At 63.1% G+C, this 18,880-nt stretch carries 19 protein-coding genes; 6 read left to right on the forward strand and 13 right to left on the reverse strand.

What is annotated here, in order from left to right:
* Positions 1-2: 2 nt before the first annotated feature.
* The 5 genes from E0D86_RS06090 to E0D86_RS06110 form a co-directional block, all read right to left on the reverse strand.
* Complete coding sequence (locus E0D86_RS06090) at positions 3-875, reverse strand: triphosphoribosyl-dephospho-CoA synthase (protein ID WP_131649107.1); 873 nt, start codon at positions 873-875, stop codon at positions 3-5.
* Positions 875-2,551 carry a malonate decarboxylase subunit alpha gene (mdcA, locus tag E0D86_RS06095; protein ID WP_131649108.1) on the reverse strand — a complete coding sequence of 559 codons (1,677 nt, stop codon included), beginning with the start codon at positions 2,549-2,551 and terminating at the stop codon, positions 875-877. The genes E0D86_RS06090 and mdcA overlap by 1 nt, the downstream gene beginning before the upstream one ends.
* A gap of 118 nt (positions 2,552-2,669) precedes the next feature.
* A complete protein-coding gene (locus E0D86_RS06100; protein ID WP_131649109.1) occupies positions 2,670-3,107 on the reverse strand; it encodes a YqaA family protein in 438 nt (145 codons plus the stop codon).
* Between the two features lie 80 nt (positions 3,108-3,187).
* The gene (locus tag E0D86_RS06105) at positions 3,188-3,430 is read right to left on the reverse strand and encodes a hypothetical protein (protein ID WP_131649110.1); all 243 of its coding nucleotides are present in this window, start codon (positions 3,428-3,430) and stop codon (positions 3,188-3,190) included.
* A gap of 123 nt (positions 3,431-3,553) precedes the next feature.
* Positions 3,554-3,982: a DNA methylase gene (locus E0D86_RS06110; protein WP_131649111.1), complete on the reverse strand. Its 429-nt coding sequence runs from the start codon at positions 3,980-3,982 to the stop codon at positions 3,554-3,556.
* A gap of 393 nt (positions 3,983-4,375) precedes the next feature.
* Between E0D86_RS06110 and E0D86_RS06115 the strand changes: the two genes are divergently transcribed.
* From E0D86_RS06115 to E0D86_RS06125, 3 genes are all read left to right on the forward strand, one after another.
* Positions 4,376-5,329 (forward strand): TAXI family TRAP transporter solute-binding subunit, encoded by a 954-nt coding sequence (locus E0D86_RS06115; RefSeq protein ID WP_131649112.1) that lies wholly within the window; start codon positions 4,376-4,378, stop codon positions 5,327-5,329.
* Positions 5,330-5,470: 141 nt separating this feature from the next.
* Positions 5,471-7,495, forward strand: coding sequence for a TRAP transporter permease (locus E0D86_RS06120; protein ID WP_131649113.1), 2,025 nt, complete (start codon positions 5,471-5,473; stop codon positions 7,493-7,495).
* Positions 7,492-7,893, forward strand: a complete 402-nt coding sequence (locus E0D86_RS06125) for a DUF1850 domain-containing protein (RefSeq protein WP_131649114.1) — start codon at positions 7,492-7,494, stop codon at positions 7,891-7,893. The genes E0D86_RS06120 and E0D86_RS06125 overlap by 4 nt, the downstream gene beginning before the upstream one ends.
* 271 nt (positions 7,894-8,164) lie before the next feature.
* Here E0D86_RS06125 and E0D86_RS06130 read toward each other — a convergent pair whose 3' ends face one another.
* From E0D86_RS06130 to E0D86_RS06150, 5 genes are all read right to left on the reverse strand, one after another.
* A complete protein-coding gene (locus tag E0D86_RS06130) occupies positions 8,165-9,346 on the reverse strand; it encodes a PepSY domain-containing protein (RefSeq protein ID WP_131649115.1) in 1,182 nt (393 codons plus the stop codon).
* 69 nt (positions 9,347-9,415) lie between these two features.
* Positions 9,416-11,872 carry a TonB-dependent siderophore receptor gene (locus tag E0D86_RS06135; protein WP_131649116.1) on the reverse strand — a complete coding sequence of 819 codons (2,457 nt, stop codon included), beginning with the start codon at positions 11,870-11,872 and terminating at the stop codon, positions 9,416-9,418.
* 101 nt (positions 11,873-11,973) lie between these two features.
* Entirely contained in the window at positions 11,974-12,921 is a 948-nt protein-coding gene (locus E0D86_RS06140) for a FecR domain-containing protein (protein ID WP_131649117.1), read from the reverse strand.
* Positions 12,918-13,436 (reverse strand): sigma-70 family RNA polymerase sigma factor, encoded by a 519-nt coding sequence (locus E0D86_RS06145; RefSeq protein ID WP_131649118.1) that lies wholly within the window; start codon positions 13,434-13,436, stop codon positions 12,918-12,920. Before E0D86_RS06145 ends, E0D86_RS06140 begins: the two co-directional genes overlap by 4 nt.
* 147 nt (positions 13,437-13,583) lie before the next feature.
* Positions 13,584-13,940 (reverse strand): NADH:ubiquinone oxidoreductase, encoded by a 357-nt coding sequence (locus tag E0D86_RS06150; RefSeq protein WP_131649119.1) that lies wholly within the window; start codon positions 13,938-13,940, stop codon positions 13,584-13,586.
* Between the two features lie 88 nt (positions 13,941-14,028).
* Here E0D86_RS06150 and E0D86_RS06155 point away from each other — a divergent pair, with 88 nt between their 5' ends.
* Positions 14,029-14,994, forward strand: a complete 966-nt coding sequence (locus E0D86_RS06155; protein WP_131649120.1) for a GTP-binding protein — start codon at positions 14,029-14,031, stop codon at positions 14,992-14,994.
* A 9-nt stretch (positions 14,995-15,003) separates the two neighbouring features.
* Here the strand turns inward: E0D86_RS06155 and E0D86_RS06160 are convergent, their stop codons facing one another.
* Positions 15,004-15,375: a DUF3301 domain-containing protein gene (locus tag E0D86_RS06160; protein ID WP_131649121.1), complete on the reverse strand. Its 372-nt coding sequence runs from the start codon at positions 15,373-15,375 to the stop codon at positions 15,004-15,006.
* Between the two features lie 34 nt (positions 15,376-15,409).
* Entirely contained in the window at positions 15,410-15,814 is a 405-nt protein-coding gene (locus E0D86_RS06165; RefSeq protein WP_131649122.1) for an SMI1/KNR4 family protein, read from the reverse strand.
* Between the two features lie 281 nt (positions 15,815-16,095).
* On the opposite strand from E0D86_RS06165, the gene E0D86_RS06170 reads away from it, so the two are divergent.
* Positions 16,096-17,355 (forward strand): MFS transporter, encoded by a 1,260-nt coding sequence (locus tag E0D86_RS06170; RefSeq protein WP_131649123.1) that lies wholly within the window; start codon positions 16,096-16,098, stop codon positions 17,353-17,355.
* Between the two features lie 3 nt (positions 17,356-17,358).
* Here E0D86_RS06170 and E0D86_RS06175 read toward each other — a convergent pair whose 3' ends face one another.
* Positions 17,359-17,763 (reverse strand): RidA family protein, encoded by a 405-nt coding sequence (locus tag E0D86_RS06175; RefSeq protein ID WP_131649124.1) that lies wholly within the window; start codon positions 17,761-17,763, stop codon positions 17,359-17,361.
* Between the two features lie 139 nt (positions 17,764-17,902).
* Between E0D86_RS06175 and E0D86_RS06180 the strand changes: the two genes are divergently transcribed.
* Positions 17,903-18,829, forward strand: a complete 927-nt coding sequence (locus tag E0D86_RS06180) for a LysR family transcriptional regulator (protein WP_131649125.1) — start codon at positions 17,903-17,905, stop codon at positions 18,827-18,829.
* Positions 18,830-18,880: the final 51 nt, after the last annotated feature.

The following is an 18,880-nucleotide window of genomic DNA, read 5'->3' on the forward strand; positions in this document are numbered from 1 at the left end:
GTTCAGTTGCTCCCAGTCGGCGCCAGCGCGGCGGGCGCCAGGCGGTCGAGGAAAAGAGTGGCGGCCAGCAGGTCGGCGGCACCGCCCGGCGAGGCGTTGAGGGCGAGCATGTCGCGGTCGAGCAGGCGCAGCTGGCGACGACCGGCGAGGCTGGCGGCACCACCGGCTTCGAGAACGGCGCGGGCACCGGCCTGCATGCGGCTCAGCCCTTCGAGGCCGGCACGGTGCAGCACGCAGGTGTCGGTCAGGGTGCTCATGATCGCCAGCAGCGCGTCGAGCCGGGCATTCTGCTCACCGGCGCCGGCACGGCGGCTGGCGAGCAGCTGCGGCAGGCCATGCTCGATCACGGCGGGAAAACCGTGCTGTGCCTGTTCGCGGGCGCCGAGCACGCCGTAGCGACGGCAGACCCGCGCCCCATGACTGTCCGTGTTATGCGGCGCGACGGGGTCTTCGAGCCGGGCAAGGGCGGCGGCGGTCATGGCGATCCGCTCGGCCGAGGCGCCGCTTTCCAACAAGGCGGCGGCGCTAAGCAGCCCCAGCGCCCAGATCGCGCCGCGATGGGTATTCACGCCATTGGTGACGCGGAGCATTTCCGCTTCGCCGTCGCGCCCCAGTTGGCCGAGGGTTTCACGCAAAGGTTGGCCGACTTCGCCAATAGCCTGTGCCGCTTCGGCCATCTCCTTGAACGCGGGCCACAGCGCATGAGCCGAAGCGTGCATCAGCCCCAGGTGCAAGTCGCTGTGGGCGCCGCTACCGCGACGGTCGACCAGCCCAGGCTTCGGCGACAGGTCAGCCTCGTCGACCAGCGCCTGCACCGCCAGATCGGCCAGGCGCTCGGCCGCGGACGGCGCCCGTAGAGCAATCAGTGCGCTCATCACCAGCTCCTGAACTTGGCAGGCGGGTTGTAGAGGCCGCCGGACCAATCGACCAGCTCGGCGATGCTCTTGGCGGCGAGCAGCTCACGGCTGGCGTCGTTGCGGCGGATGCCGAGGTCTTCCGGCAGCGCGATCAGCCCTTCGCGGCGCATGCGCTCGGTGTCTTTCGGGTTGTGACGCAGGCCGATGCTGGTGACGCCGGCGACCGCAGCGATCATCGCCTGGCGCTCTTTCAGCGAGCGCGCCTTGTACAGGTAGGCGATGCCTTCCTCGGTGAGCAGGTGGGTGACGTCGTCGCCGTAGATCATGATCGGCGCCAGCGGCATGCCGCTCTTCTTCGCCACTTCCACCGCATCGAGCTGCTCGACGAAGGTGGGTTTGCCGCCTTCCTGGAACGTTTCGACCATCTGCACGACGAGCTTCTTGCCGCGCTCGAGCATGGTCACTGGGGCTTCGCCGCCGGGCATGGCCATGTCGAGCCAGGCCGGTGTCGGATGGCGACGGCCGCGCGGGTCGTGGCCCATGTTCGGCGCGCCGCCGAAGCCGGCGAGGCGACCGCGGGTCACGGTGGACGAATGGCCATCGCCATCAACCTGCAAGGTGGCGCCGATAAACAGGTCCACCGCGTACTGCCCTGCCAGCTGGCACATCATGCGGTTGGAGCGCATGGAGCCGTCGCGGCCGGTGAAAAACACGTCCGGGCGCTGGGCGATGTAGTTCTCCATACCCAGCTCGGTGCCGAAGCAATGCACGCTCTCGACCCAGCCGGTTTCGATTGCCGGGATCAGCGTGGGGTGCGGGTTGAGCGTCCAGTTGCGGCAGATCTTGCCTTTCAGCCCGAGCGACTCGCCGTAAGTCGGCAGGATCAGCTCGATGGCCGCGGTGTTAAAGCCGATGCCGTGGTTGAGCGACTGGACGTTGTGTTTCTCGTAGATGCCGCGGATCGCCATCATCGCCATCAGCACGTGCACCGGCTTGATATGGCGCGGGTCGCGGGTGAACAGCGGCTCGATATAGAACGGCTTGTCGGCAACCACCACGAAATCGACCCAGCTCGCCGGTATGTCTACGCGCGGCAGGTCGCGCGGATCATCGACGATCTGGTTGACCTGGACGATAACGATGCCATCGCTGAAGGCGGTGGGCTCGACCAGCGCCGGGGTGTCCTCGGTGCTCGGGCCGGTGTAGATGTTGCCCTCGCGGTCGGCGGTGAAACCGGCCACCAGCGCGACGTTGGGAATCAGGTCCACCAGCAGGCGCGAGTAGAGCTCGATGTAGGTGTGGATGGCGCCGACTTCCAGCAGGCCATCTTCCAGCAGCTGGCTGATGCGCAGGCTCTGCGGGCCGGCGAAGGAGAAGTCGAGCTTGCGCGCGATCTGCCGCTCGAACAGGTCCAGGTGCTCGGCGCGGCTGACGCTGGGCATGATCATGTGCAGGTCATGCAGTTTGCTGGGATCGACCTGCGCCAGCGAGCGCGAGAGGAAGTCCGCTTGCTTCTGGTTGTTGCCCTCCAGCACCACCCGGTCGCCCGGTGCGATCAGCGCTTCGAGCGCCGCGACGATTTTGTCGCTGGGCAGGACCACACCATCGGCGAGGCTGCGCACCTGGTCGAGACGCCGGGCTTTTTCAGCGCGACGACGCGACCACTGCGGCGGTGGGGATATTGTTGTTGTCATGCTGACTCCACAGGTTTCCGCTTTGTGGAGCGCACAGTAGGGAGGTGACCGGAAGGTCATCAATCAAGCGCAGAGGCGCTTCGTTACGCTTAAGTTAACGATGCCGCAGAACCGGGCGTTACAGCCAGCCGAGCGTGATCCCAGCGAGTAACAGGTAGCGCCCGCCCTTGGCCAGAGTTACCAGCAGCAAAAAACTCCAGAGCGGTTCGCGCAATGTTCCAGCGACGACGGTCAGTGGATCGCCAATGATCGGCACCCAACTCAGCAGCAGCGACCATCGTCCGTAACGGTGATAGCTGCGCTGAGCCTTTTCCAGCTGACGTTGGCTAACCGGAAACCAGCGCTTGTGGCGCAGCCGCTCGATGTAGCGACCGAGCAGCCAATTGACTACCGAGCCCAGCACGTTTCCGAACGTAGCCACTGCCAACAGTGTCGCTGGTGAGAGATCGCTACCCAGCAGCAACCCAACCAGCACGGCTTCCGACTGCGCGGGTACAAGCGTGGCGGCAGCGAAAGCTGCGAAGAACAGGCCGAAGTAGGCGGATAGATCGACCATGGTTATGGGAGGCTTCGAATGAATAGTCGGTGCATAGGAGCGCTTTTACAACGGATACAGCTGAATGCGCTTAGTGCCTATCACCGCCCCGGCTGGGGGCGAAAGCCCGGCACAGCGCCAGGACGCTCTACGCGGCTGGCCGGTTGGGTGCAGTTGAGATCACGAAATGGCTGACCGTTGAGTAATTCCCAGCCATGGCCGGGCGGCGTTTGACGACAGATGACGGTACCGTCGACCTTGCTCTGCCACTGGTAATAAGGCGCAGGGCCGGCAGAAGCCAGTAGCGGTAAGAACAGGCTGAACGCAAAAAGCACGGCGCGCATGGTTGAAATTCGATAGGAGGCTGGCGCCACTTTAGCCGCATCGGCGCGCGGCGCAAGCTCGGCCGGTCAAGATGCTGTGTGCCTGGCAAGGCGCTTTTGCAGAATGCGGTTCAAGAAGATCGCTCAGTACCAGACCTTCGCCGCCTCGCGCATAAAGATTTCCACCGTCTTCGGCCCGATACCCTCGAACTCGGCCAGGCGCTTTTCCAGTGCCGTACGGCTTTCGCTCTGCTCACGGATGTTGCCGAGCTTGCCGCCGTACTCACTGTTGAGCTTTTCGCACAGCTTGAGCAGGCGTTCGGCGGTCGATTCGTCGTAACGCACATAGCGCCCTTCGCCGAGCATGCTTACCAATTCCTGCCGGCTGCAGTTGCAGAGCTTTCTCGGCGTGTCGCGCTTGTGTTTGTCGACGATCACCCGATAGGCCTCAGCGGCGATATCCTGCTGGATGCGCTTGCCGAACAGGAAGCTGGCGATGAACCATTTGAACAGTTCGCCTTCGCCTTTCTCGATTTCGATACCCAGGTCTTTTGCGCTAATTTCGCGTGCCATTGGCGCCTCATTCAGCAGCAGCTCTTCATGATGCGACGACAGCGATGGCGCTAGGTTCGAGATCCTTCTCAGTAACCGCCGGCCCGCCCTGGCATCGGCAAGTTTCCGCCTACTGCTTGGGATTGGTAAGCGGTTTATTGCCAATACCCGTCGCATATACCCGTTAACTCAACGTGGCAGAGCCCTGGGGGTATATGGCACGGCTCGTGCTTGCTCTGCCTAGCCCGATGCGATTACCAAGACAAGAAAGCCGCACAGCGCGCCCGCTTTTCCCTAATGAAAGCTTACCCGCCGCCGTAACCGCCCTTCTTGTCCTTGCAGCCTTTGAAGCTGCGACCGATCGTCTATCGTCAAGGGTTGCGAAAACCAATAACAACGAAACGGAGTTACACCATGAGACTGACCAAACGCTTTGGCCTGCTTGCTGCCGCAGCAGCCTTCACTGCCAGCACCGCAGCCGTCGCTGCGCCGACCTTCATCAACATCCTCACCGGCGGCACCAGCGGTGTGTACTACCCGATCGGCGTAGCCCTGTCGCAGCAGTACAACAAGATCGACGGCGCCAAGACCTCCGTTCAGGCCACCAAGGCATCGGTCGAAAACCTCAACCTGTTGCAGGCCGGCCGCGGCGAGCTGGCTTTCGCCCTCGGTGATTCCGTGGACGATGCCTGGAACGGCGTCGAGGATGCCGGCTTCAAGGCCCCGCTCAAGCGTCTGCGCGCCATCGCCGCCACCTACCCGAACTACATCCACATCGTGGCCAGCAAGGAATCCGGGATCCAGACCCTGGAAGACCTGAAGGGCAAGCGCATCTCCGTCGGCGCGCCGAAATCCGGTACCGAGCTCAACGCCCGCGCAATCTTCAAGGCCGCCGGCCTGACCTACGAGGACATGGGCCGTGTGGAATTCATGCCCTACGCCGAGTCGGTCGAGCTGATCAAGAACCGTCAGCTGGATGCCACCCTGCAATCATCCGGCCTCGGCATGGCGGCGATTCGCGATCTGGCTGCCATGGTCCCGATCACCTTCGTCGCGGTTCCCGAGGACGTGGTGACCAAGATCGGCAGCGCCGCCTACCAGTCGAAGGTGATTCCGGCCGGCACCTACGACGGTCAGGACGCGGACATCCCCACTGCCGCCATCACCAACATCCTGGTCAGCCACGAGAAGGTCTCCGACGACGTCGCCTACCAGATGACCAAGCTGATCTTCGAGAACCTCGACCGCCTGTCCAGCGCCCACTCCGCGGCCAAGGACATCAAGCTGGAAACCGCGACCGAAGGGCTGCCGATCCCGCTGCATCCGGGCGCCGAGCGCTACTACAAGGAAGCCGGCGTCCTCAAGTGACAGCCGGACCGGGCGGGTCTGGTACCCGCCCGGTTTGCCTTCAAGACCGCATAGCCTGATGGTCCGCATCCCTGGCCATCACGAAGAACGCCCATGCTCCGCACTGGCGCGACGCTTCAATCTTTTCGAGAGAGCCATCCCATGAGCGAGACCCAAGGGCTGCACAGCAGTCCCAGCGAATGGCCGAAGACGTTGTTCTACGTCGCGCTGCTGTTTTCCACCTATCAGATCATCACCGCCGCCTTCCATCCGGTGTCCAGCCAGGTGTTGCGCGCGGGCCACGTCGGTTTCCTGCTGCTGATGGTGTTTCTCTGCTACCCGGCAAAAGGCAATGGCCGCCCCTGGCAGCCGCTGGCCTGGCTGCTCGGCCTGGCCGGCATGGCGACGGCTTTCTACCAGTGGTATTTCGAGGGCGACCTGGTTCAACGCTCGGGTGACCTGACCACTACCGACATGTACATCGGCATTATCCTGATCGTGCTGGTGTTCGAGGCAGGCCGCCGGGTGATGGGTATCGCATTGCCGACCATCTGCGCGATCTTCCTGGCCTACGGTCTGTTCGGCGAGTACCTGCCGGGCGACTTCGCCCACCGTGGCTACGGCTTCGATCAGATTGTTAACCAGCTGTCGTTCGGTACCGAAGGCTTCTACGGCACGCCAACGTACGTCTCGGCGACCTATATTTTCCTCTTCATCCTGTTCGGTTCCTTCCTCGAGCAGGCCGGGATGATCAAGCTGTTCACCGATTTCGCCATGGGCATGTTCGGTCACAAGACCGGCGGCCCGGCCAAGGTATCGGTGGTGTCATCGGCGCTGATGGGCACCATCACCGGCTCCGGCGTGGCCAACGTGGTCACCACCGGGCAGTTCACCATTCCACTGATGAAGCGCTTCGGTTACAAGCCGGCGTTTGCCGGCGCGGTGGAAGCCACGGCCAGCATGGGTGGGCAGATCATGCCGCCGGTAATGGGTGCCGTGGCTTTCATCATGGCCGAGACCATCAACGTGCCGTACGTCGAGGTGGCCAAGGCGGCGCTGATTCCGGCGATGCTGTATTTCTTCGCAGTGTTCTGGATCGTGCACCTGGAAGCGCGCAGCAAGGGCCTCAAGGGTCTGCCGAAGGATCAGTGCCCGAGCGCCTGGGGCTCGGTCAAGGAACGCTGGTATCTGCTGATCCCGCTCGCGGTGCTGGTCTACCTGCTGTTTTCGGGGCGTACCCCGATGTTCTCCGGCACTGTCGGTCTGGCACTGACGGCCATCGTCATCCTCGGCTCGGCGATCATTCTCAAGGCCAGCAGCTTCTGGCTGCGCGGCGCCTTCTGGATCGCACTGGGCGTGCTCTGCGCCGGCTTCTTCCAGCTTGGCATCGGGGTGATCTTCGGCGTAATCGCGGCGCTGGTGGTGGTCTGCTGGTTCATCAAAGGTGGCCGCGACACCCTGCGCACCTGTCTGTTCGCGCTGGTGGAAGGCGCGCGCCATGCGATCCCGGTGGGTATCGCCTGTGTGCTGGTGGGGGTGATCATCGGCATCGTCTCGCTGACCGGCATCGCCAGTACCTTCGCCGGCTACATCCTGGCCATCGGTGAGAACAACCTGTTCCTCTCGCTGGTGCTGACCATGATCACCTGTCTGGTGCTGGGTATGGGCATCCCGACCATTCCCAACTACATCATCACCAGCGCCATCGCCGCGCCGGCGCTGGAGCAGCTGGGCGTGCCGCTGATCGTCTCGCACATGTTCGTCTTCTACTTCGGGCTGATGGCCGACCTGACACCACCGGTGGCGCTGGCCTGCTTCGCCGCAGCGCCGATCGCGCGGGAGAACGGCTTCAAGATCAGTCTCTGGGCGATCCGCATCGCCGCCGCCGGCTTCGTGGTGCCGTTCATGGCCGTCTACGACCCGGCGCTGATGATGCAGGGCGACAGCTGGCTGACCACGATCTACATGGTGGTCAAGACGGTCTTCGCGGTGTGCCTGTGGGGCATGGCGGTTACCGGCCACCTGAGCCTGCGCATGCCGATCTGGGAACGCCTATGGGCCTTCGCCGCTGGCGTCGCGCTGATCCTGGCGCTGCCGATCAGCGATGAAATCGGCTTCGCACTGGGCATCGCCCTGGTCGCCCAGCACATCTGGCGCGCTCGTCGTGCCGGGCCGGCGGTGGCGTGATCGGGCTCTGCCTGGGGTTGGCGGGCGTGGTGTGGGCGCAGGTGCCCACACCCGTCTTCACCCTGGCGTGGAACCACACGATTGAGAAGATCCGCTGGGAAGAAGACTACCGCGTGACGCCGGACGGGCTGCTGCTCGGCGAAGCGCGGATCAAGGGCACCGGCGCCGGCATGGAAGTTCCGGATGACGCCCAGTTGCGCGACGGCAGCTGGCACTACCAGCGCCAGCTGCCGCCTCTGCAACCGCTGCGTGTGGGGCGAACCCCTGAAGCCGGCGATTACCAGCTGTGTTTCGACCAGCGTTGCCACGCACTAAGCGAATGGCTCGGCCCACCCACGTCGGAGCAGCCCGCGCTGGAGCTCTGGAGTTGCAGCGTGCCGGTGAGCAGTTCCTCTTGAGTACCGCAAGTCCGCTCGAGATTCCGCTGTAGGGTCCGCTCCGCACACCGGCAAAACATAACCCGCGCCCAACCTCGGTGCGCCGGTGAGAGGCGACTCACTGCACCGTGACCCTGGTGGTTCCCACGCTCCTGCGTGGGAGCCTCCAACCGGTGCTGTGATCGAGACGCAAGCCACCAGGCGTGCCCACGCGGGAGCGTGGCTCGATCAGACATCAGCCTGACGGCAGGTCCGCTCGACAACCGACCCCACGAGCAGTGTAGGCGATCCATCAAACCGCCAGTTCCGCCTCGCGCCTGAGCGTGGCCGCCCTCCTCGCGCGCAGCTTGCGCCACCAGATCACCACACCAGTCACTGACAGCACCGCAATCGCCACGCCCAGCACCGCAATCAGAATCCGCCCCGGCATTCCGAGGATGCGCCCGCCATGAATCGCCGGCTGCAACATGTGGAACTGCTCACCCAACGTGCCCTGCCCCGGTATTTCCTGCCCCAGCAACTGCGTCCCATCAGTGCCATGGAAGAACAGCCAGGCGTTGCCCTGGTTGCTGTCGTGATCGCCGAAGCCCGCGCCGTAGAAGTTGTATTCGAAGCTGTAGTACAGCTCGCCGATGGGTTCGCTCAGGCCCAGCTCGGCCGCATGCTGCATCGCGTAGTCATAGGCCTGATGGAAATCATAGGCGGTGGTGCCCAGCTCATCCTTTGGCAGTCTGCCACGCGCCTCGTAGACGCTCGGCTCGACGGGTGAGAACAGCGACACCATCGGCTTGAACACCTGCTCGGGTAGGTTCATGGCCACGCTGCTGACCGCCACTGGCGTGAGCAGCAGCCACAGCCACAACCCGCCGGCACGGTGCACGTCATGATTCATGCGCTGACGTTTGATCTTCCATGACGTCCACCACTTGCCGAAGAACGGCCGCCCACGCGGGAAGGTCAGCAGCAGCGAGACGAAGCAATCGAACGTCCAGGCGATCGCCACGATGCCCATCAGCCACAGCCCCCAGTTGCCCGGCAGCGAAAGGTTGTAGTGGAACTCCAGCATGAAGGGCACGAAGTTCTCCCGCGAGAAGCAGCATTCGCCCCAGTAACGTGTGCCCACCTGCTCTCCGGTCACCGCGTCGAGGTACTGCACCACCGGTTCTTCGTCATAGGGCTTGCCGGTGGCCGGATCATTGCGCGGCACCAGCGCCATCAAGGCGGCATGCCCCGGCTCGTCGGGGAATTCCATGTACCAGACCTGCATCCGCGGGTTGGCCTGCTGAACGCGCTCGACCAGCGCCCCCGGCGCCAGCACCGGGCCTTCGCTGGTGGTGTGGTAGAACTCGGGGTTCAGCCACTCGTCCAGCTCGTGGTGAAAGGCCAGAACCGCGCCGGTGATGCCCGCAAGAAACAGGAACAACGCCGTGGCCAGGCCGATGTAGCGGTGCAGTAGAACGAAGATGTAACGCATCAGTTATAACCACTTGGAGAACGCAAAAGCCGCCGCCTGAAAGGCTGGCGGCGAGTGTGTACCTGTAAATCAGAACTCGTAGCTGACCGTCGCAGTGACGTTGCGCTCCTCACCCAGATAGCAATAGTTCAGGCTGCTGCCACAGCCCGCCACGTATCGTTTGTCGGTGAGATTGTTTGCATTCAACCGAACATCCATGCCATCCAGCCCGACCCTGGCGAGGTCATAGCCGACGGAGGCATCGAATAATGTGTAGGACGGTATGCGCTGCGTATTTTCGGCATCGGCCCAGCCTTCGCCGACATAACGAATGCCAGCGCCGGTGCTCAGCCCTTCCAGGCTATCGCCGATGAAACGGTAGTCCGCCCAGATGGACGCCATGTGGCGTACCGACTGTGTTGGGGTATTGCCTTTGTTATCCAGAGTCGCGTCCACAGCGCTGAACACGGATTTGGAATATTCGATGTCGGTGAAGGTGTAGCTGGCCAGCAGACGCAGGCTGTCGGTCAGCTGCAGACGCGCTTCAAGTTCCAGGCCCTGCGAGCGTACGGCCCCGATAGGCCTGTAGAAATCCTCGTTGGGGAGCTTGGAAGCGAGGTTTTCCTGCTCGATGTGAAACAGCGAAGCGGTATACAGATCGTCGGTACCCACCGGCTGGTACTTGATGCCCAGTTCCCATTGAGTGCCTTCGGTCGCGTCAAGCGGATCACCATTGGCGTCACTGGTCGAGTTCGGGTTGAACGACTCCGAATAGCTGATATAAGGCGCCACGCCGTTATCGAACAGATAAAGCACGCCAGCGCGGGTCGTCAGCTGGTCCGAGTCCTTTCCCGAGGGCGCACTCGCCCCGTCTGACACCACTTCGGTTTCTACCCAGTCCTGACGCAAGCCCAGGGAAACACGCCAACGGTCCAGCTCGATCAGGTCCTGCATGTACAGACCCGTCTGCTCCAGCCGGCGGGTCTGGCCGAACGGGCCGCCAACCACAACAGGCGTGCCATATACCGGATCGAACGCATCGAGATTGCCGACGGTGCCGCCGTAATAGTCCACCTTGGCCTTTCCACGCTGATAATCGACACCGGTGATCAAGGTATGCCGGGCGGCGCCCGTGTCGAATTCGGCCTGCAGCATGTTGTCGATGATCCACGAGTGCAGGCGCTCCTCCGCGCCCGTATAGCCACGCAGCAGTTCTGACGAATCGCCCACCCAGCCCAGGCTGTAGACCTGTTCGGACTCGACTTTCGAATCCAGGTAGCGGAAGTTCTGACGCATCGACCAGACATCGTCGAAACGATGCTCGAACTGATAGCCGAGCATTTGCTGAGTGCGCTCGAACTTCTCGTGCCCGGGCTCACCCTCGAAGAAATCGTCGGAGAGATAGCGTCCATTACGACGATATAGAGTGCCGTCAGCAGGCAGGCCGCCGTGATAACCACTTTCCGGGTCGTGCTGCAGATAGGCCTGCAGGGTCAGCGCGGTGTCTTCGGAAAAGGCGATGCGCAGCGATGGAGCGATGGCATAGCGCTCCGACTTCACATGGTCGTACTGGGTATCACCTTTGTCCGCCAGGCCGACCAGCCGATAGGAGAGCGTTCCTTCTTCGTCCAGCGGCCCGCCTAAATCGACGCCGATGCCTTTCTGATCGTTACTGCCAAGCGTCGCCTGGACCTGCCGATAAACCTCTTCCGTCGGCTGCTTGGAAGTCATTGCGACCAGGCCGCCAGGCAGGCTGCGGCCATACAGAACCGATGATGGGCCCTTCAGCACGTCGATGCGCTCGAGAAAATAAGGATCGATCTGCATGGTGCTGTAGGTGCCGCTGTCACCCATGATCTTGAGGCCATCCAGATACAGATTGTCCACCGAGCCATCGTTGAACCCGCGCATGGCCACATAATCGTAGCGGCTGGTGGCGCCATAAGGCGTGCTCATTACACCGGGGGTATAACGCAACGCCTGGGCCACGGTCAGCGAGCCCTGATCGTCCATCTGCTGACGCGTGACCACCGAGACCGTCTGCGACGTTTCCAGCAGCGGCATGCTGGTCTTGGTCGCCACGCTGCTGTGGGTGGCGTTGTAGCCTTCCATCTCGCCCAGCGCGTTACCCAGGGCGAAGCCTTCGACCACCATGGGCTTCAGCTCGACGGCCTGGGCCTGTTCGCGAGACGGCGATAACGTCAGCGAGTAAGTGCCGCGTTCATCACGCACCGCCTGCAGACCGCTGCCCTGCAGCAAGACATCGAAGCCCTCCGCGACGCCATACTGCCCCTGCAGGCCAGCCGAATCGCGCCCCTCGGTGAGACGACCATCTACCGACAGCATCACGCCAGCCTCGCCGGCAAAGCGGCTCAGCGTGCTGGACAGCGGACCGGCTGGGATATCGTAACCGCGCAACTCCTGCTGACTGGCCGCCTGTGCCAGCGCCGTCGGCGAGGCGACGAGCGTTGTTAGCGGCAGGCAGAACAGGGCAGCGCGAACGGCGCGGGAGAGGCTGGAACGACGAAGCGGAGCGATGGAGCGCATGGGTCATCCTTTTGCGAGAGCAAAAATAGGGATCGATGCGGTTATGCCCAGCGACGCCCTGCAAAAGGGAACTGCGGATGAGAAATTTTTACATTTGCGTTTCAGGCGGTCGACGGCTCGAGGCTGACCCACCAAGGCAAACGCCGGTTGATGCGCAACGGCAATGTACTGGCCAGAGCCTCCAGAATCCGCTCCGTATCAGCCAGCGGATAGGCGCCGACCACGCGCAGGCCGGCGATGCGTGGATCACAACCGAGATAGCCCTGGCGATAGCGCGCCAGCTCGGTCACGAACTCGTCCAGACGCAGATCATCGGCCAACAGGACGCCGCTACTCCATGCCTGACGGCCCGGCTGAACCGGCCGACCAAGCCTGATTTGCAGAGTATCGAACGCCACTTGCTGGCCTTGCAGGACGGTATGAACGCCATCGCGCCCGGCAGGCCGGATATCGATGGTGCCCTCGAACACACTGAGCTGAGTACTGCCATCGCGCTGCAGTACCGAAAACCTCGCAGCGCCGCGTGCCTGAAGGTCGCCTTCGGACGTGCGCAACAGCAGCGGGCGTCGCTCGTCAGAGGCTTGCAGCAACGCCTCGCCACGATGCAGCGACAGCTGCCGAGCCTGATCGGTGAACGCGACAGCCAACGCGCTATCGGTGTTCAACCACAGCCGTGAGCCATCATCCAGACGCCAGTCGCGCACCTCCCCCACCGCCGTACGATGGTCTGCCGCCCAGCTACGCCATGGCAGCGCACCGCCGGCGAACGTCAGCAAGGCGCCGCCGCATAGAATCGAAAGGGTCTTGAGTGCGTGCCGCCGAGTCGGCTCGCGACGCTGCAGCAGAACCGTCGCTGCGGAGCCGAACGGGTCGCCCGTCAACGGCTCCAACCGTCCGCTGATCTGTTCCACCCGCTGCCAGGCCTTGGCGTGCTCGGGTAAGGCGACCCAAGCGCGCCAGGCCTGGCGATCAGACTCGCTGATCGCATCGGATTGCAGTACCGCGAACCACTGGGCTGCGGCTTGCAGTACCTGATAATCGAGGCTCATGGCGCGTCGTCGAGCAGAGTCAGGCAGTGCAGCATGGCCTGCGCCATGTATTTCTTGATCATGCGTTCGGATACGCCAAGCTCGGCGGCTATCGCCCCGTACGTCATGCCCTGCAGCTGGGAAAGAAGGAAGGCACGGCGAACTTTCTCTGGAAGCCGCGCCAGCATCGCATCGACCTGCAACAGGGTTTCGACGACCAATGCGTGGGACTCGGGTGACGTCGCGAATGCCTCGGGCTGCAAGGCGAGCGCGTCCAGATAGGCCTGCTCGATTTGCTTGCGGCGCCAGTGATTGATCAATAGGCCTTTGGCAACGGTATGCAGGAAGGCGCGCGGTTCACGAATCGCTTCGAGGCCATGATCCTTGGTCAGGACACGTACGAAAGTATCTTGCGCCAGGTCCGCTGCCTTCTGGCTGCAGCCGAGCTGACGGCGTAACCAGCCATTCAGCCAACCCTGATGATCGACATAGAGTCGATGTACCAACTGTTGCCGAACCATCCCCTGGGTTGCCATGGCTGCTGCTCTTTGCCGTCGAGATCGTAATGCTAACGCTTCTCAACTTCGCAAGCTACGGCAGTATGTGGTTCGACATGGCCAGGCTCGAGACGAACCCTGTTACAGGGAGGAAAGCGACGTTTCACGTGGAACGCCCATGAGCACTCATGGAATCACCCACTCGCCGTCACTGGTCTGCTCGCAGGCCGGCTGAAGGAAGCGCGCGTCGCTGGCGATGCCGTAATAGTGAATATCCTGTCGATAGGGCATGTTGGACACCTGGGCGTTGCGGCAGACTCCGAAGGCGCCGCCGGGACACTGCTCCACGAAGCTGACCTCAACCTTCTGCCCCTTGAGTTCGGGCTGGCAGAATCCCGAGCGGAACAATTCAGCCGGAATGTTGCGGTTCTGCTGGCAGACCTTCACCTCGATGCGCTCGTCCTGGCTGTGAATGACGCAGCCATCGGCCCAGGCCTGGCCGGCGACACTCAGCGATAGCAGCAGAAAAGACATTAGACGCATCGATTACCCCTCATCTGACCGCGGCGACTCTAGCATGCGGGCTGCGCGGCCGCTTCCAATCCATCCGCCAAATGCGCACCATGGCGCCATGCTGACTCAAATACCGACTCATGTAATCTGCGGCCCACTCGGCGCCGGCAAGACTAGCTTGGTCCGTTCGCTGCTATCGCAGAAGCCGGCAAACGAGCGCTGGGCGGTGTTGATCAACGAGTTCGGCCAGATCGGCCTCGACGCAGCGCTGCTGACCACCGACGAAGCGGGCATCAGTCTCGCGGAAGTCGCCGGCGGCTGCCTGTGCTGCGTCAACGGCGTGCCCTTCCAGGTCGGTCTGGGCCGCTTGTTACGCAAGGCCAAACCGGATCGGCTGCTTATCGAACCTTCCGGGCTGGGCCATCCTGCTGAACTGCTCACGCAACTCGGCGCGCCGCCATGGCAGGGTGTCCTGGCGCTGCAGCCCTGCCTGACGGTGCTCGATGCCGCCTCCCTTGCGCGTGACGAGCCCTTGCCACCCAGCGTGCAGCAAGCGCTTCAGCGCAGTGGCCTATTGGTGCTGAATAAAAGCGAGGCGCTGGATCAGGCAGATCGCCAGCGCATCATGGCGAGGCTGCCCTCATTGCCATTGCGCTGGACGACCCAGGGCGAATTGCCGATCACGGCGCTACCGGGTATCGACCAGCGAGCCGACGCACAAGCCGAGACTCCATCACCCCTGGCCGCCTCAGTGCAACCAGCCGGCAGTGTCTGGCTGAATCCGCAACAGCCGGTCTGCCAAAGCCAGGCAAGCGCAGACGGTTGGAGCATCGGTTGGCGTTGGCATTCAAGTCAGCGTTTCGATCTGCAGCGCATCGAAAGGTGGCTTGGCAGCCTGGATTGGCGCCGGGCGAAGCTGGTGCTTCATAGCCCCGAGGGCTGGCGTTCGGCCAATGCCTTGGCGGGCGAGGCGCTGATATTCAAGCCCAGCGAATGGCGAAAGGATTCGCGGCTCGAATTGATTTTCAACGCACCCGGAGACGAAGCGCTACTGAAAGCAGCAATGGCCGCCTGCCGCCTTTAACCGGCAAAATCAGTCACCGCGACGCCAATCGTCCATCTGGATGACCCGCCCCGAATCCGGCGGGGCCTTGAAGGGATGCGCTTCCATCTCGATCGGCCCCGGTCGCGGACCGAACATGACGATGCTGCCCTGATGGCGCTGCTCGCCCGTCACGGTGAATTCGAAGCCGTAGACGCGCGCAAAGCGGCGTTGCCCGCGCGCGTCGCGCACAAATCCAAGGCGGCGAAACGCGACATTGCCATCGAGCAGATCGACATCCATCTTTTCGCAATGACGGCGCACCGATGCCAGCGCGCGCTCGCGTATGCCATGGGAATGCCAGAGCCAGGCGGCTGCTGTCATCAGCAGGAGGAAAACGCACAGGTTGCCGAGCGTCACCATGACCTTGGCGTCTCGTTGCGTAGAACCAAGCGGCTCAACTTTCCAACCAAACGTCGCGCACCCAGTGCCACACGGTTTCCCAGCTTTCATCGGTGAGTTCATGCGCGCCACCATCGAACAGCATGACTTCGCCTTCCAGATCGACCACGTAGTAGTCAGGCCCGTCCTGACAGATCGGCAACAAATCCCGCGCCACGCCGGCATCCCAGGCGTTCGCCGCCACTTCCGGCAGATAGGTATGCGATTGTGGATCGGCGGTCACCGGCTCGAGCCGGCCATAGACGACATCGCTGACCGTCAGCAGAAATTCGCGCAGGCCGAACGGCAAGTTGATCAGCAGCTCTTCTTCGACCTCGACCAGACGGTCATCGTCTGGCAGTTCCAACGGCACCGGTACCGGCTCGTTGAGTTCTCGCAGCTGTTCGATTACCTCTTCCATGCGCCCCCCATTCGTGAAATACGCGCTTGAAGGCGAGTTTATACAAGCCCGAACGCACGCGAGCCAGCCCCGCGCTGTTTCGATCCGCCCATTTCGGATGCAGTCGGCCAGCCCGCAACGGCTCCTGGCTGGTCATAGCGGTTAGGCACGTGCCTGGATCGCTGCAATCTGGACGCCCTTTGCGCGTCTGCCGTGCTTTCCAGTAGATTGCCCGACTGCCTTGACGCTGCGGCCTGCCCCCCGGAGCCGCTTCACGAACGACTCTGCAACAGGACCCTGCCGTGACCGCGACGTCCATATCCGTTTACCGCCTTCCCGGTTTCGTCCCCTTTCTCGCTGCACGTTTGCTGGCGGTCTTCGCCATGCAGATTCAGGCCGTGGTCGTGGCCTGGCAGGTCTACGACCTCACGCGCGATCCACTGTCGCTGGCCTATGTCGGCCTGGCCCAGTTCGTCCCGATGCTGCTTCTGTTGCTACCGGCGGGGGATCTGATCGACCGCTTCGACCGCAAACTGATCCTGGGGCTGAGCTGGCTGGTGGAAGCGCTGTGCGCCGCCGCGCTACTGTGGCTGTCGCTGACCGACGCGGTGGTGAGCTACTACTACGGAGTGCTGGTGTTCTACGGCTGCGCGCGTGCCTTCACTGGGCCGGCGCTGTCCAGCCTGCTGCCGCAGATCGTCCCGCGCGAGCGTCTGGCCGCGGCCATCGCCGCCAACAGCATGATCATGCGCAGCGCTACCATCGCAGGCCCAGTGCTCGGCGGTGGTCTCTATGCGCTCGGGGGCGGAGGCCTGACTTATGGCCTGTGCCTGATCGGTTTTCTCGCCGGCACGCTGCTGCTGGGCTTCGTCCCGGTGCGCTATGCCGAACAGCGCCAGGCGCTTGAAACCACCGCATGGGCGCGCTTCACCGCCGGCATCGGCTTCATCCGCTCGCGGCCAATCATCCTCGGCACCATTTCTCTCGATCTGTTTGCCGTGCTGCTGGGCGGCGTGGTAGCGCTGCTACCGATCTATGCCCAGGAGGTACTGGAAGTCGGTCCTACCGGCCTCGGTCTACTGCGCAGCGCCATGGCCGTCGGTGAGGTGACGGTGGGACTGTATCTCAGCGTGCGGCCGTTCAATCGACATGTCGGGCTGGTGATGTTCGCGGCGGTAGCGCTGTTCGGCCTGGCCAATTTGGTATTTGCGCTGTCGAGCCTGTTCTGGCTGTCCTTCGCCGCGCTGATGGTGGCCGGCGGTGCGGACATGGTGAGCATGTACATCCGCTCCTCGCTGATCCAGTTCTCCACACCGGACGCCATGCGCGGTCGGGTCAACGCAGTGAACATGCTGTTCATCGGCTCATCCAACGAGCTCGGCGAATTCCGCGCTGGAACCAGCGCCGCCTGGTTCGGCGCGGTGCCGGCGGCGCTGCTGGGCTGCGCCTGCACCCTGACAGTAACGGGCGGTTGGCTGCTCGGCTTCAGGAGCCTGCGCCAGGTCGATCGTTTCGAGGATGCGGCGCCGCAAGCACCGTCGCACACGACTTACGCGAAATAGACATCAGCTACCCGCGGCTTCCGGCAGTCTGGCGATGACCTTGATTTCGAATTGAAAGCCGTAGAGCCAGGTCACGCCGACGGCTGTCAGAGTCGGGTGGGGCGCGCTGCCCCAATAGTCCGGCACGACTTTCCAGATCGTGTCGAATTGCGCTTCGGGATCAACGATGAACAAGGTCACGTCAATCACGTCATCGAACGTGCAGCCCGCTGCCTTGAGGATGGCATTCAAATTCTCGAACGCGAGCCTGACCTGGGCTTCCAACTCAGGCTCGGGCGAGCCGTCCTCGCGACTGCCGACTTGCCCGGAAACGAACAGCAGTCCGTTAGAGCGGATTGCCGGCGAGTAGCGGTTTCGCTCGTAGAGCGCCTGGCGTGCGGGTGGAAAAACAACGTCGCGCTGTGTCATGGAATTCTCCAATTGGGGTCGAACCGCCCCGTCATTCAGGGAGACATGAATCTAGGCGCGCCGTTGCGCGGGATAAACAGGCAAGTCCGGTCATCATTGTTTGTAGAATCCAAACAATTCCTGGAACGGTGGAGCCAAGATGGACCGCTTCGATGCGATGCAGGCGTTCGCCCGCGTAGTGGAAACCGGTAGTTTCACCAAGGCTGCCGAGACCCTCGGCACGAGCAGAACCAGCGTGACGCAACTGGTGCAGCAGCTGGAGGCACGGTTGCGCGTGCGGCTGCTCAACCGCACCACACGCAAGGTTGGGGTCACTGCAGACGGTGCCGTCTATTACGAGCATGTGCTGCGCCTGCTGGCCGATCTGGACGACGCCGAGACAAGCCTGTCCGGCGCCTCGGCATCGCCGCGCGGCAGGCTGCGGGTGGATGTGCCCAGTCCCTTCGCCCGGCTGATTCTGATACCCGCGCTGCCAGCGTTCTATGCGCGATACCCCGACATTCAGCTGGACCTGGGCGTAAGTGATCGCACGGTGGACCTGATCGGCGAGAACGTGGATTGCGTCGTGCGCGGCGGCGAACTCACCGACCAATCGCTGGTGGCCCGGCGCGTCGGCGAACTGCAACTCGGCGTGTACGCCGCGCCGGGCTACCTGGAACGCGCTGGCACGCCGCAGCATCCGCGGGAGCTGGAAGACTCGCATCACCGCATCGTAGGGTTCGTCTGGGCACGTGCCGGCAAGGCCGCTCCGTACGCCATGCGCTGCGAGGGTGAGAGCAACAGCTTGCTCGGCCGCTATGCGTTATCGGTCGATGACGGCAACGCGTACCTCGCCGCTGGCTTGGCCGGCCTCGGCGTGCTCTGGCTGCCGCATTACATGTCAGCCGAGCACGCCACGCGCGGCGAGTTGGTGCCGCTGTTCGAAGGCTGGCGACTCGATCCAATGCCGATGTACATCGCCTTCCCGCCGAACCGGCACGTCAGCGCCAAGCTGCGTGCCTTCATCGACTGGATCGTCGAGCTCATGGCCAAGCATGCGCCTGTCGACGGCGGGCATGTTAGCTGACACTCTGCCGTCGGATCGTTGCGAGCGCGGCGCACCTTGCCCGGCCCTGGA

The sequence above is a fragment of the Pseudomonas sp. IC_126 genome, from assembly GCF_004331835.1.
Taxonomy (GTDB): domain Bacteria; phylum Pseudomonadota; class Gammaproteobacteria; order Pseudomonadales; family Pseudomonadaceae; genus Stutzerimonas.

Bases quoted from the DNA above. Each gene is read 5' to 3' on its own strand.
- E0D86_RS06155 (WP_131649120.1), top strand. From the start codon at position 14,029: ATGCTGACTCAAATACCGACTCATGTAATCTGCGGCCCACTCGGCGCC.
- E0D86_RS06120 (WP_131649113.1), top strand. From the start codon at position 5,471: ATGAGCGAGACCCAAGGGCTGCACAGCAGTCCCAGCGAATGGCCGAAG.
- mdcA (WP_131649108.1), bottom strand. From the start codon at position 2,551: ATGACAACAACAATATCCCCACCGCCGCAGTGGTCGCGTCGTCGCGCT.
- E0D86_RS06110 (WP_131649111.1), bottom strand. From the start codon at position 3,982: ATGGCACGCGAAATTAGCGCAAAAGACCTGGGTATCGAAATCGAGAAA.
- E0D86_RS06160 (WP_131649121.1), bottom strand. From the start codon at position 15,375: ATGGTGACGCTCGGCAACCTGTGCGTTTTCCTCCTGCTGATGACAGCA.
- E0D86_RS06135 (WP_131649116.1), bottom strand. From the start codon at position 11,872: ATGCGCTCCATCGCTCCGCTTCGTCGTTCCAGCCTCTCCCGCGCCGTT.
- E0D86_RS06090 (WP_131649107.1), bottom strand. From the start codon at position 875: ATGAGCGCACTGATTGCTCTACGGGCGCCGTCCGCGGCCGAGCGCCTG.
- E0D86_RS06180 (WP_131649125.1), top strand. From the start codon at position 17,903: ATGGACCGCTTCGATGCGATGCAGGCGTTCGCCCGCGTAGTGGAAACC.
- E0D86_RS06145 (WP_131649118.1), bottom strand. From the start codon at position 13,436: ATGGCAACCCAGGGGATGGTTCGGCAACAGTTGGTACATCGACTCTAT.
- E0D86_RS06165 (WP_131649122.1), bottom strand. From the start codon at position 15,814: ATGGAAGAGGTAATCGAACAGCTGCGAGAACTCAACGAGCCGGTACCG.
- E0D86_RS06140 (WP_131649117.1), bottom strand. From the start codon at position 12,921: ATGAGCCTCGATTATCAGGTACTGCAAGCCGCAGCCCAGTGGTTCGCG.
- E0D86_RS06100 (WP_131649109.1), bottom strand. From the start codon at position 3,107: ATGGTCGATCTATCCGCCTACTTCGGCCTGTTCTTCGCAGCTTTCGCT.
- E0D86_RS06130 (WP_131649115.1), bottom strand. From the start codon at position 9,346: ATGCGTTACATCTTCGTTCTACTGCACCGCTACATCGGCCTGGCCACG.
- E0D86_RS06105 (WP_131649110.1), bottom strand. From the start codon at position 3,430: ATGCGCGCCGTGCTTTTTGCGTTCAGCCTGTTCTTACCGCTACTGGCT.
- E0D86_RS06115 (WP_131649112.1), top strand. From the start codon at position 4,376: ATGAGACTGACCAAACGCTTTGGCCTGCTTGCTGCCGCAGCAGCCTTC.
- E0D86_RS06150 (WP_131649119.1), bottom strand. From the start codon at position 13,940: ATGCGTCTAATGTCTTTTCTGCTGCTATCGCTGAGTGTCGCCGGCCAG.
- E0D86_RS06175 (WP_131649124.1), bottom strand. From the start codon at position 17,763: ATGACACAGCGCGACGTTGTTTTTCCACCCGCACGCCAGGCGCTCTAC.